This is a genomic window from Tolypothrix tenuis PCC 7101 (genome assembly GCF_963874875.1).
Classification (GTDB): Bacteria; Cyanobacteriota; Cyanobacteriia; order Cyanobacteriales; family Nostocaceae; genus Aulosira; species Aulosira tenue.
The window spans coordinates 7052681-7065716 of the sequence record NZ_CAWNJS010000001.1; the positions used below are offsets into that span (position 1 = coordinate 7052681).

At 40.7% G+C, this 13036-nt stretch carries 9 protein-coding genes; 2 read left to right on the forward strand and 7 right to left on the reverse strand.

Annotated features, from left to right (window positions below; translation table 11 throughout):
* Positions 1 to 478: 478 nt before the first annotated feature.
* On the forward strand, positions 479 to 1264 hold the full coding sequence (locus tag AACU25_RS27765; RefSeq protein ID WP_096581206.1) for a L,D-transpeptidase family protein: 786 nt from the start codon (positions 479 to 481) through the stop codon (positions 1262 to 1264).
* Between the two features lie 168 nt (positions 1265 to 1432).
* On the opposite strand, the gene AACU25_RS27770 is transcribed toward AACU25_RS27765, so the two are convergent.
* From AACU25_RS27770 to AACU25_RS27795, 6 genes are all read right to left on the reverse strand, one after another.
* A complete protein-coding gene (locus AACU25_RS27770) occupies positions 1433 to 1975 on the reverse strand; it encodes a late competence development ComFB family protein (RefSeq protein WP_096584152.1) in 543 nt (180 codons plus the stop codon).
* A gap of 121 nt (positions 1976 to 2096) precedes the next feature.
* Positions 2097 to 3032, reverse strand: coding sequence for a M23 family metallopeptidase (locus AACU25_RS27775; protein WP_096581208.1), 936 nt, complete (start codon positions 3030 to 3032; stop codon positions 2097 to 2099).
* Between the two features lie 301 nt (positions 3033 to 3333).
* Positions 3334 to 4290 carry an AEC family transporter gene (locus AACU25_RS27780; protein WP_096581209.1) on the reverse strand — a complete coding sequence of 319 codons (957 nt, stop codon included), beginning with the start codon at positions 4288 to 4290 and terminating at the stop codon, positions 3334 to 3336.
* A 241-nt stretch (positions 4291 to 4531) separates the two neighbouring features.
* Positions 4532 to 5221 carry a DevA family ABC transporter ATP-binding protein gene (locus tag AACU25_RS27785; RefSeq protein WP_096581211.1) on the reverse strand — a complete coding sequence of 230 codons (690 nt, stop codon included), beginning with the start codon at positions 5219 to 5221 and terminating at the stop codon, positions 4532 to 4534.
* 121 nt (positions 5222 to 5342) lie between these two features.
* Entirely contained in the window at positions 5343 to 6515 is a 1173-nt protein-coding gene (gene devC / locus AACU25_RS27790; protein ID WP_190445911.1) for an ABC transporter permease DevC, read from the reverse strand.
* Between the two features lie 91 nt (positions 6516 to 6606).
* Positions 6607 to 7842 (reverse strand): HlyD family efflux transporter periplasmic adaptor subunit, encoded by a 1236-nt coding sequence (locus tag AACU25_RS27795; RefSeq protein WP_096584158.1) that lies wholly within the window; start codon positions 7840 to 7842, stop codon positions 6607 to 6609.
* Positions 7843 to 8475: 633 nt separating this feature from the next.
* On the opposite strand from AACU25_RS27795, the gene lepB reads away from it, so the two are divergent.
* Positions 8476 to 11271, forward strand: a complete 2796-nt coding sequence (gene lepB / locus AACU25_RS27805; protein ID WP_096581213.1) for a signal peptidase I — start codon at positions 8476 to 8478, stop codon at positions 11269 to 11271.
* Positions 11272 to 11457: 186 nt separating this feature from the next.
* On the opposite strand, the gene miaB is transcribed toward lepB, so the two are convergent.
* A complete protein-coding gene (gene miaB / locus AACU25_RS27810) occupies positions 11458 to 12822 on the reverse strand; it encodes a tRNA (N6-isopentenyl adenosine(37)-C2)-methylthiotransferase MiaB (protein WP_096581215.1) in 1365 nt (454 codons plus the stop codon).
* Between the last annotated feature and the right edge of the window lie 214 nt (positions 12823 to 13036).

A 13036-nucleotide genomic window follows, 5' to 3' on the forward strand; every position in this document is an offset into this window, starting at 1 on the left:
ACCTAGGACAAAATCAAAATTTTCGCATTTTTAGCTGTTGTAGCTGCTTGGACTGTTATTTATTTGGGGTTGTGACTAGAATTGTTGCTGATGTTTCTATATGCGGCTGATAATTGGTACCTGTCTTTTGTTGATCTGGTACCCGAACTTGCAAAAAGAAATTAAGGGAAAATGTGATTGTGATTGCTAGCAATAGTTTTTCAAACATGGTCTTCCTCCCACCCACACCATTAATGATTGATTGCTACACTTCAAAAGTTTCAAGAAGTGAAGTCTGGCATTTAAAAATTTATTGGTTAAGACTTCCGCATAGCCTTAGTGTGCCCACTGGTATTTGCAAATTCATAAGGAAATTAAGAAGTATTTATAAATTTTTGATGATTGGATGACTCAGTACATCTAACTAGCCAACGGATATGTCAGGGATCAAAAATAGGTGGTGGCAATGATCAGAAATGTAACTGTAACGCGGATAATTATGTGGCTCTGTTTTGGAACAGCAATCTTATCTCTGGCTGTCCATTGGCGTGTTATGTCCACAGGGCAACAGTTTGAGCCGCTAGCCTCGAATCAGGATCAGCAGAAAAAATTACCTCAAAAAGGTCTAGGAGCTACCGCGTTTGGTGCATCTGTACTTCCTGATGAATCTACCCAGAGGACATCTATATTAGACAAATCCTCAACAACAAAGTTTCATAATACTAATTCGGGAGCAGTGAATAAAAATGTAGCTAGAGCAACTGATGGCTCCCAAAATACGCGGCTGATAGCGCCAGAACAAAAAAAGAATTCTCTGTTGTCTTTTCTGCCACAGTCATTCTTACCACAGGTTTTAGCTCAACAAGAATCATCTAATAGTAATCAGTCGAAATCTGGCGACAAGCACGTGGTAGTTGATTTAAGCGATCGCCGTGCCTATGTTTATCGTTCAGATGTGGTAATCGCCAGTTACCCCATTGCAGTAGGTAAAAAGGGTTGGGACACGCCCACAGGTTCTTTTCAAGTGCATCACATGCAACATAACCCTGTATGGCGGCATCCAATTACTAATAAAGTGTTTGCAGCAGGCCCTGATAGCCCTCTGGGAGACCGATGGATTGGGTTTTGGTCAGATGGACATAATGAAATTGGCTTTCACGGTACGCCCGATACTAACGTTTTAGGAACTGCGATTTCTCACGGTTGTTTAAGAATGCGTAATCCTGATGTCCGATTGCTGTATGAGCAAGTGAAGGTAGGGACATCAGTGATCGTTCAAGATTGATTTCAGTCATGAAAAGCTGTTGCGCCTTTATCCCTGGGCGCAGTGCAAATCGTAGAGCCGGGAATCTGACAAGGACAACGAGATTTCCACCAGTCAAGCCAGTGATATTCCAGAGTCAAAGGTCAACTGAGGATTAACAGTTGACCTGAGACTTGAGACTCTTGAGCATTAAGATTGGGCTTTTTGCTCGAAAGTGGGAGCGTAAACTTGGAGTAGGTTACTAACTTGGCGTAGAACTTCATTGCCTGTGCTTTTGCCCACGACCGGCGTTCTATTGTCATTGGGTTGATCGAGGTTACGACCGATCGCTTCACCTATTTGCAGGGCAATTAGTTCTTGAAGTTCTGCCTTAGCGCGCTGACGCTGGTAGTTAGCACCTTCTTCTGTAGTCGCGTATAGGGGCGGCAGGCGGTTGAGGGCATAAGCCGCAATATCGCCTACATCTAAAGAGCTTTCGCTAGTAGCTTCAATTTCTGCTACACGGGCGATCGCTTCTGTTAAGACTAACTCCTCCATGACGTTAATAAATTGTTTGCGAGGTACCGCCACAACTTCTCCAGTTAATAGCGCCCCCATTAATCTATCCAGCGCCATATACTCTTCTATTGAGAGTTCAGAGGCGTTATCACAGATGCGCCCAACTTCTGCTTCCATTGCTGGTGTCAAATAACCATCCTGGAGAGCTTGTTCTACAATTTTTTCAATACTCATAACGCTCATCATCTTTTAGCCACCGAAGCAAGGTAGGGACGGTACCAATCTAGTCCATTTTGCCTAATTATAGGCAAAAAAATATACAAATTATGTACAGTCTTGATCAATCTTATCTTTGTTATTCAACAACCTTAGTTCGCCAAGGCGTAGGATCAACCGATACACCATTAACATAAAGACCCCAGTGCAAATGTGGCCCAGTGGAAGCACCCGTTGAACCGACTGCACCAATTAGCTGCCCTGGTTGAACAATGTCGCCTTCTTTGACATTAATGCGACTGAGGTGCATGAAAATACTGGTGACTCCTTGACCGTGATCGATGCCAATGACATTACCGTGAACCCGAAAACCTTGGGAAATTTTGCCAACTAAAGCAACTTTTCCCGCCGCTGGGGCAACTACGGGTGAACCCGCTGCACCAGCGTAGTCAACGCCACGATGATAATAATCATCTGCAAATTTACCATTATAGTAACGGCGAACACCATAAATTGTACTCACACGCCCTTTGTTTGGCTGTAAAAAAGGGCCACTCCAGTACTTTTCGGGTGTTTGTAAGGCTTTAAAAGCTGCCACACGTTTGAGTTCTAGCTCTGTGGCTTCTACTCCAGCTTTCCCTGGTGGTAGGTTTATTCGCTGTACAGGAAAGGTGCGTTTTTGCACTTGCACTGATAAGTTTTGCACCTGATCGTCCCCGGTAACTCGAAGTGTTCTATTGCCAGCCTTTTCTAGGGGACTTGTGGGGATAAAAGCCCGATATTGATTAGGTGCAATTTCAAACGCAGGGTAAGTCTTATCGCCACTCGTCACTGTGGGATTATTACCATTGGCGGGATTATCTACATTAATCACAACTGAGATTGTGTCACCCAACTTAGGACTATTAGGATTTACCTGTACCTGCAAAGCATCGACAGGCAATGCCAAGGCGACGGGAATCGCAGCCAACATCCCCATGAACAAATTTGTTGTTCGTCGCTGGGGTGTAAGACTTTTGATATTAAAACCAAGCCACTGAGTTTGAGAATTATTAGTGCGATTCTCGATAGTCATAGAGCCACAAAAAAACCTAACTTCTGTGGACAACAGACTAGCTTACTATTACTAGTGTTTCCTCATAGAAGTAAATATTCTCTAAAAAGATAAATCTTTTTAAATTGTCCAGAGGTTAAACTCTAATTGCCTTTTTGTCAAGAATCGGGAACCAAAATTATTTTAAATCTTTTGGCTAGCTGAAATAAATCACAGTTTAGCCATCAAGAAAAGAAGAATTTAGGGAATTACGGATAGTGTAACTGTATTTCTAGTTTAGTCTAGCGATCGCAGACAATTATTTTTATACTGTTACAAAATTTTAGCTAAACCAAGCCAGCCACAGAGGAAGTACTAGGAGCAATCCGACAAAAGTTAAGGCAATACTGCTGGCTAGCAAGTTTCGGTCTAATTCATAAACTTCCGCCAAAATCAGTACTGAAAGCCCTGTGGGTGTCCCAGACATCAGTACTAGTACTAACCTTGGTTCACCAATTACACCTACATAGGTAGCACCTAACCCCACCAACAAAGGCACAATCAAAACTTTCAGCAGACTGGCAACTATAGCCATTTTCAAACTATTTCCGATTTTGATGGCTGTCATTCGCAAGCCCACCAACAACAAAGCAAAAGCTATCACTACCCAAACAGCTTGTTCTAGACCTGACTCAACGACTGGGGGCAATTTGATAAATTGAGTATTTAAGCCAATAAAAAATGCCCACAAACTCGGAACAGTTATTAAATCCCGGACTTGAATCCACCAATGGTTTTTGATTTCTCTGTTACCAAAATAGCTGGCAATTAAAACAGCAATGCCGTAGGTGCCGATAACATTGTTAGTAACGCTGAATAATACTGCCCAGTCCATATTGCTAGGGCCAGTTAACACCTGTGCGAGTGTCAAGCCGACAAAGCCTGTGTTGCCTAAAATCGTAGCTAAAATAAAACTGCCTAAACTGGCTCGCACCACAGGATCGTCAAATGAATTTTCTGCTTGCTGTTTGGGACTAGTGCTGACTCGCAATCCCCACCAAAATAACAGTGCGAAAACCAGACTCAGCAGCAATACTCCAATGGCGATCGCAGGTATTAGCCCCCCATGAGATAAATCAGTGTGACGTGCTAAAACAAAAAGTTGCAGGGGAACTCCTACCCAATAAAGCCCATACCCCAGTAATTTGAGAAAACTATCGGGGATAAACCGAGATAGTACTAGTCCTAGTCCTATCCAGGTCAATAGAGGAGTGTAAGCATGGAACAGGTTTTCAATCATCGTCAAATTGGCACCTTTATTCAGGTGTCAGCAGGATTGCTGTAAACAGCACTTTCCTATTGTCAAACTGTTACGACTTTTTACTTATTGCTTTACAAAATTTAAAATACTTGACGTTTAGCCCTAAGAGTTAGTAGCCAAAGCTTAAGAAAACCTTTATTTTTAGGACTTCTAGGTAACTGGAAACAGCTTTTAGTGGAAATAAATAATTTATAAGATAAAAAACTTTAAATATAGTCAATTAATTGATAAGTTTAACTTTTAGCTTTAATTGACCGTCTTCGAGATGCACAATGCGATCGCCTATATCAAGAATCCGGTTGTCATGAGTCACCATGAGGATGGTACAGCCTTGCTCCTTTGCCAATTGTTGCATGAGGTTGACGACATCTCGCCCCGACTGACCATCAAGCGCCGCAGTCGGTTCATCAGCTAGAACAATTTGGGGATGACTGACTAAAGCACGGGCGATCGCAACTCGCTGTTTTTGCCCCCCTGATAATTGATCGGGGTAGTAATGCAAGCAATTTCCTAAGCCTACTTGCTCTAACATCTGAGCTGAACGCCTATGCATTTCGGCTAATTCAATATGCTGGTGGAATTCCAAACCCATTTTGACGTTCTGGAGTGCCGTCAAGCTACCGTGTAAATTGTGCGCTTGAAAAATATAACCGTTACGTCGTCGTGACTCTACTAGTTGTTGGTGACTAGCACCGCAAAGTTCTCTTCCCAAAACCTGCAAACTACCAAATTGGGCAGAACGCAACCCACCCACCAAGGTAAGAAGTGTAGTCTTCCCAGAACCAGAGGGGCCAGTCATAAAAACTATTTCACCACTGTAAATCTCCAGGTTGATATTAAATAAAACTTGCTTGCGGAGTTGACCATGACCAAAATAGTGGTCGAGATTGCGGATCGAGATGACTGGCATAGTGGGGATTGGGGATTGGGGACTAGGAACAGCAACGGGGCAGGGGGCAGGGAGCAGGGGGAAATAATTAATGACCAACACCAATTACTAATGCCCTATGCCCAATGCCCCATGCCCATTACTAAAACATATCAGCGGGGTCAGCAGATTGGAGTTTGCGGGTGGCGATCGCACCGGAAATGGTACACATGATGATGGTGAGCAATAGCACTTGTAAAGCTCTGATTCCAGTCATGTAAATTGGTAAATTTGTGGCGTTGCGGGTGAGATGATACAGCCCTAAAGAGGCTGCTGTACCGGGAATAAAGCCTAACAAAGCCAAAATTACTGCTTCTTCAAACACTACGCAGAGTAAGTATAAATTGCGATAACCCATTGCTTTAAAGGTGGCATATTCTCTGACATGGGCATTCACATCTGTAGACAGGACTTGATAAACCAGAATTACCCCTACAGAAAAACCCATTGAGACACCGAGATTAAAAATAAATCCGATTGGGGAGTTGCGACTCCAAAAATCATTTTCAAATTGAATAAATTGTTCATGAGTTAGGACTTTGACTTCGTTTCCTAGATGGGATTTTAATCCTGCTACTACCTGTTGAATGTCGGCACCGGGTTGTAGCTGAATCAAACCGACACTGATATTGGCTGCTGGTTGGTGTGGAAATAAGCGCAGAAAGTTCTCATCGCTAGTCATTAAAGTGCCATCAGCACCAAAAGAAGCCCCGACTTTAAATAAACCACTAATAGTTACCGTTCGGCGTTCAATTTCGGTCTTTACAGGCTTACCCTGTTCCAGTTGGGAAATTGTTTCTTGGTATTCGCCCCTAGCGCCACGGTCGAACAAGACGGTATATGGTTGTTTAATTGCTTGTAATTGTTGGTTAACTTCCGGTAAATCGAAAGTTGGTTTATCTGGGTTGAATCCAATGACGAGAATTTCTGTGTCACGCCTTGTTTGGGGATTCTTCCAGATCATTGTGCCGATATAAATTCCTTCAGCTGACTTTACCCCTGGTATATCCATAGCTTGATAAAGTCGCCGCCGAGAAAAGGTAGATATTCTTTGCAGGTTACGGGTTTGGGAACCAATAACAACGATGTCTGAAAGTAAACTGTGATGCAGTCTGGTGTTACTGTCATATAAAGCACTCTGAAAGCCAAACTGCATAAACATTAGAACATCAGCAAAAGCAATGCCTGATAATGCTACCAGCAGCCGACTTTTTTCATGACTCAGTTGCAGCCATCCTAAAGGCGTTCGTCGTCGCAGTTGTTGCAGAATTCCCATCATTGAAAGTGGTGAGTAAAGTCATGATTCATAGAGACACAGAGACGCGATGAATCGCGTCTGTACAAGAGTCAACAGTCAAATAGAGTTCTTAATTTTGAATTTTGAATTTTGAATTGTTTTGTCCCTTTGATAGTTGAATAACCACTTTGACTTGCATATTGGTAAACTTGGCAGCTTTCTGGCTGGAGTCTGGATCTAAACGTACATGAACTTCAATAATTCGGCTATCAATGTTACTAGCAGGATCAGTATTGATTACATTTTGGCGGCGGACTTGTAAACCAACCCAATCGACTGTTCCCTGCAATTCTTGGGGGAGAAATTCATTAACTACCCGCACTCTTTGCCCTGGATGGACTTTGCTGATATCGCTTTCGTAAACTTCAGCTACTGCATACATCTGGCTGGTTTGTCCAAGATTGGCGATACCATCATCTGAAACTATTTCTCCCGGACGGCTGTGAATCTCAAATACTTGACCAGCTTGAGGCGATCGCACGTAAGCTTGTTGTAAGTTTGCTTGTGCCAAATTCATTGCTGCTATGGCACGATCTACTTCTGCTTTAGCTGCTGCAACATCGACGCTGCGAACTTCACTAATTTGATCTAGGTTAGCTGCGGCTTCTTTCAGTTGTTGTTGGCTTGCTGATTGGATTTGCTGCAACTGCGCTTGCGCTTGTTGGAGATTTTTACGCGCACTTTCTGAGGCGAGGCTTTTACTTTCTTTTTGCGAGGCAGAAATTGCACCTTGTTCATACAACTGCTGATAGCGGTTGTCTTCTGCTGCGGCGTTATCAACTTGAGCCTGCAAACGTTCAACTGTAGCGATTTGTGCCTCAATATTGCCTTTGCGTTCTGCTGCTAAACGTGCGATCGCAGCTTGTTGGGCGAGGATTTCACCACGTTTCGCGCCAGCTTGAGTTTTAGCGAGGTTCGCTTGGGCAACTTTGACTTGTTCTTGGGCTTCTTTTAATGCAGCTTGTAGGCGATCGCGACTGTCTAAAATGGCTATGATTTGTCCTTTTTTAACTTTATCTCCTTCCTTAATTAACAACTGCTCTACCCGGCTTCCCTGTGTAGAAACAGTAGCAGAAAGTTTAATTATCTCTCCCTTTGGCTCAAGTCTTCCTAAAGCTGTTACTGTTGTGATTTCTGGTAATTTTTTCGCTGCGATTTTTGTATCTGAATTACCAGAATATTGCCATCGTTTTACTGCATAAAAGCTGATGCCGCCAACCAATAAAGATGCAACTATACTGATAAATACAGATAGACGCAGAATCGATTTAGGGGACAATCTGTACCCTAACTTTGAGTTTTGCACCATACATTACCTCTTACTGGTGGCGCATACAATCTAAATTTGGAAAGTAATTAGGTTATCAATAATTAAGTAATTGCTACCAATTATCTAGTCAGGAATTTACATGAAATTTAGATTGCTTGATGTGAATTAATGAGAATTTGCCTGACAATTCATCGGCAGTTTTACTTAACTATTGTTTAACCTTCTTATTTGTCATTTAATCTTGACTGACTATTGTTTTATAATTTTTAACTCCATCTAAAAACTGAATATTTGAGAAACGCACCACAGAACATTTTTATGTAGCAGGATATAACGATAAAAAGCCTGTCTCAAGCATTAAATAATTATGCTTAAATAAACTACTTTTGTTTTGTTAAGGTCTGGAAGTATGTTAGACGCTTTCAATTTCATGGGTTGTAACAGCGCCAACAATCAAAGCTAAATAACTATATTTCATAACTTTTACATTTTTATAAAAATATTGGCTTTGTATGAAATTAACCTGGGTAATGATAAATTTACAGATATTTACATAAATAATGATAGAAAAATGATATCAGTATTATTTAGGGTACTTTATGTGTTGTTATTAACGCATCACAGCCCTTATAAACATTTAAAAATCAAGCTCTAATAAATTTTAATTATATGGAATTTTCCAGATCTAGCCTAAATTCATTTATCAATCATCTTGCTACAGTCTCTATTACATTAACTGCTAACTTTTTAATATTAATCCCCAATCAAGTAGGATTGTCACAGTCATCTTTATCTTTGAAAAACTCCTATTCAATTAATTACATACCTAGCGGCGCAATGGAGCCAAATTTACAGCATAATGATTCTATCCTCATTGATAAAAAAGCTTACCAATCTCAATTACCCAAGCGGGGCGATATTATCTTGTTTAAAGCTAATGCCAATCTCCAGCGAGAGTATCAAAATAGTAATATTACATTTGCAATGCGGATTATTGCTTTACCAGGGGAAAAAGTAAAACTACAAAATGGCAAAGTTTACATTAATAACAAACCTTTGAATGAAAGTAAATATCTTAGCCAACAACAGCGTACAGCTATTGATGTTTGCCCATCAGGTCAACAAGCACCTTTTTTATCTCGACCAGTTACTATACCGCCCAATTCATATTTAGTATTGGCTGATAATCGTGATAGTAGTTACGATGGGCGCTGCTGGGGTGTTATTTCCAAAGAACTAATAATAGGTCAAGCTGTCAGAATAGTTTGGCCTCCATCTCGTCAACAAGAACTTGATCCGGCACGAAAAAACCGCAATCTCTCAGCAGAAGAATTATTTATTAATAGCGGAAATCTCGTTTTATCTAATATTAAAGATTTAGGTGATTTAACTACAGTTATTAAATATTTTGAGCAGAGGTTAGCTGCTGCACAGAAAAAACCAGACCGCCAATATCAAATTACACCTTTGATGCAACTTGCAAGAGCTTACAATCAGTTAGGTGAATCGGAGAAAGCAGTGGCTTATGCTCAACAACTTTTACCCATAGCGGTAGCAAGTCAAAACTATGAAGCACAATTAGCTGCTTTAGTTTTTTTAAGTAAATATTACCTAGAACTAGCACAATATGATGAAGTAATTAAATATAATCAACAAGTACTAGAAATTACACCTAAGCTGGAAAATCGTAACAATCAAGAAAAAATAGCAGCAGCAGCTTTTTATAGTCTAGGACTTGCTTATTTCAATCAGGGAGATTACAACAAAGCTATTGATTCTGCACAAAAAATATTAGAAAAAGCCAAAAATATTAATGATATAAATCAAACTGTAGAAGCATTAGCTTTTGAAATTATGGGACTTGCTTATTTTGGTATGGGTAACTATGAGCAAGCAGGTAACTATTCTCAACGAATGTTAGAAAATGTCGATAGTAGTAACTTACAATTGCAAGCAAGAGCTTTATTTATTAAAGGATTATTTTTTTTAGGTAAATCAAATTTTGCAGATGCAGAGAAATCATTACTTGAGGCAATGACTATCCAAGAATCTCTGCGAAATCAGTTAGGTGATGAAGATAGTAATAATATTTTTAAAGTCTCAGTTCTTGATCAGCAGATTGATAATTATATTGTGCTCCAAAAAGTATTAATTACACAAAATAAAATAGAAACAGCCCTAGAAATATCTGAGAGAGGTAGAGCAAGAGCATTTGTAGATTTATTAGCTAAACGCCAAGATTTATCTAACTCTAATTCACAAAATATATCTCTAACTAATATTCAAAAAATTAAACAACTTGCTAAAGCACAAAACGCTACGCTGGTTGAATATTCGGCAGTATGGGATGAATTATACATTTGGGTGGTTAAACCCACAGGAGAAGTCGCATTTCGCTCAGTTGATCTCGCAAAAATTAATCTAGCCAATGTAGCACAGGGAACTTTGCAATCTGCCGCCAGAATGCCTTTTAGTCGAGGATTAGCCGATACTGCCATATCAGACTTCGTTCGTAATACTCGTGCAGCTATTGAAGTGAAAGGTAATAACCCATCTGAGGAACCGATAGTTGATAAAAAAGTTAATTCCTCCAGTTGCATAGGGAAAAAATGTTTTCAACAAATGTATTCTTTGTTAATTGAACCAATCGCTGATTTGCTACCAAAAAATCCTGAATCTCAAATTATTTTTATTCCTCATCAGTCTTTATTTTTAGTTCCTTTTGCGGCGTTAATAGATCAGGATGGTAATTACTTGATAGAAAAACATACTATCCGCATAGCTCCCTCAATTCAAGTATTAGACTTGACTCAAAAACAAAAGTTGCAACAGGCAGTACAGCCAAAGGTATTGTTAGTTGGGAATCCTACAATGCCGACTATTCCACCATTGCATCCTGGGGAAACACCCCAACAACTAGAACCATTACCAGGCGCAGAACAGGAAGTTTTAGCTATCTCCAAGTTGCTGAAGGCTCAAGTGTTGCTTGGTAACCAGGCGACAAAAGCCGCAGTTATACAACAGATGTTAGAAGCTAAAATTATTCACCTAGCAACACATGGGCTGCTGGATGATTTTAAGGGAACAGGAATTCCTGGTGTAATTGCATTAGCTCCATCGCCACAGGATAATGGTCTGCTAACTGCTGATGAAATTTTTAATTTAAAGCTGAATGCTGATTTAGTTGTCCTCAGTGCTTGTGAAACAGGGCGAGGTAGGATTACTGGAGATGGAGTAATAGGTTTGTCTCGTTCCTTTATTACTGCTGGTAGCAAGAGTGTCGTTGTTTCCTTGTGGCAAGTACCAGACGAATCTACTGCTTTGCTTATGCAGGAATTTTATCGTCAATTACAAAAAAATTCTGATAAGGCACAGGCATTACGACAGGCGATGTTAGCAACTAGTAAGCAGTATTCTGCACCTCGTGACTGGGCAGCTTTTTCTTTGATAGGAGATGCAAAGTAATACTAATTCAAGTTGAAAATTAATATGGATTTAATAGCTCTACCAATTGCCTAAAATTTGCTAACACATCTAAACCTGAATTTGAATTCGTAATTACGTAGACGCGCAGAGGCTACTCTGCGAGTTCTCCGTTGGGCGTAGCCCTTCTCGCAGAGTAGGAGTAGCCGCAGGTATTACGAAGTATGCCTAAACTGAAACAGCTTGGCGCACTTCTATAGGTTCGCCAGTCAAGCTAAAGGCGCGAACTTCAGTAATTTTGACTTTCACTAATTGTCCTTTGAGTTCTTTGATATCGCCAGTAAAGAAAGTCAGACGATTACCGCCTGTGCGTCCCATTACCTGAGTGGGATCTTTGGAGTTTTGGTCTTCTACTAAAACTTCCTCAATGCGTCCAAAGTAACGTTGCGATCGCTCGGCTGCTTTGATGCCCACTAAATGATTTAATCTTTGTAAGCGATCGCTTTTTACTTCTTCGCTCAATTGATTCTCCCATAAAGCCGCTGGTGTACCAGGACGGGGAGAATAGGCGGCTGTGTTTAACTGGTCAAAGCCAATATCTTCTACCAGTTTCAGGGTATTCTCAAACTGTGCTTCTGTCTCTCCAGGGAAACCAACAATAGCATCTGCACTAATCGATGCATCTGGCATATATTGGCGAATTGTATCAATGATCCGGCGATATTTCTCATGGGTATAACCCCGCCCCATTGCTTTCAACAATTCGTTATCCCCAGATTGAAAGGGAATATGGAAGTGTTCGCAAACCTTGGGTAATTCCGCACAAACTTTAATTAAACGCTCAGTAAAATAACGAGGGTGACTAGTAGCAAAACGTATTCTTTCAACCCCCGGCACATCATGCACATAATAGAGTAAATCTGTGAATGTATGCAGATGTCGCCCTGTTGCTGTCACTCCTGGTAAATCACGACCATAAGCGTCAATATTTTGACCCAGTAAAGTAATTTCCTTGTAACCTTGCTTTCCTAGCTCTACCATTTCAGCACGAATAGCTTCTGGCGTGCGGGATTGTTCTACACCACGCACATTAGGAACTACACAATAAGTGCAGCGTTCGTTACAGCCATAAATCACATTCACCCAAGCAGTAACTTTACTATCCCGTCGCGGCTGGGTGATGTCTTCCATAATATGAACTGGCTCGGTAGCTACAACTTGATTACCTTCAAATACCGATTCCAGCAAATCTTTGAGACGGTTAGCGTGTTGCGGCCCCATCACTAAATCTAATTCCGGGACACGCCGCAACAGGCTTTCGCCTTCTTGTTGAGCAACACAACCAGCAACAACCAAAGTTAAATCAGGTTGCTCGTGTTTGCGCTTGGCTTGTCTACCCAAGTAGGAATATACTTTTTGCTCGGCATTATCCCGAATAGTGCAGGTATTGTAGAGAATCAGATCTGCATTATTGGGATCTTCGGCAAACTCAAAGCCCATGTCTTCTAAAATGCCAGCCATGCGCTCTGAGTCAGCTTTATTCATTTGGCAACCAAAAGTAGTAATGTGATAGCGGCGTTTAGAAGTTGTCATGGGAAATTATGCTTAGTCAGCGTAAATTATAATAAGCTTTTTTTCTATTCTATAAAAGTAACCCAAGTTGTTAGTTATATAGAACAATTGGATTTGGTAATTGGTCATTGGTAATTGGTCATTGTAAAAAATTCTTACCCATTACCCATTACCCATTACCCATTACCCATTCCCCATGAGAAAAAGTGGCTCTGAAAACCAGAACCACTTACCA

Bases quoted from the DNA above. Each gene is read 5' to 3' on its own strand.
- AACU25_RS27765 (WP_096581206.1), top strand. From the start codon at position 479: ATGTGGCTCTGTTTTGGAACAGCAATCTTATCTCTGGCTGTCCATTGG.
- AACU25_RS27770 (WP_096584152.1), bottom strand. From the start codon at position 1,975: ATGAGTATTGAAAAAATTGTAGAACAAGCTCTCCAGGATGGTTATTTG.
- AACU25_RS27775 (WP_096581208.1), bottom strand. From the start codon at position 3,032: ATGACTATCGAGAATCGCACTAATAATTCTCAAACTCAGTGGCTTGGT.
- AACU25_RS27780 (WP_096581209.1), bottom strand. From the start codon at position 4,290: ATGATTGAAAACCTGTTCCATGCTTACACTCCTCTATTGACCTGGATA.
- AACU25_RS27785 (WP_096581211.1), bottom strand. From the start codon at position 5,221: ATGCCAGTCATCTCGATCCGCAATCTCGACCACTATTTTGGTCATGGT.
- devC (WP_190445911.1), bottom strand. From the start codon at position 6,515: ATGGGAATTCTGCAACAACTGCGACGACGAACGCCTTTAGGATGGCTG.
- lepB (WP_096581213.1), top strand. From the start codon at position 8,476: ATGGAATTTTCCAGATCTAGCCTAAATTCATTTATCAATCATCTTGCT.
- miaB (WP_096581215.1), bottom strand. From the start codon at position 12,822: ATGACAACTTCTAAACGCCGCTATCACATTACTACTTTTGGTTGCCAA.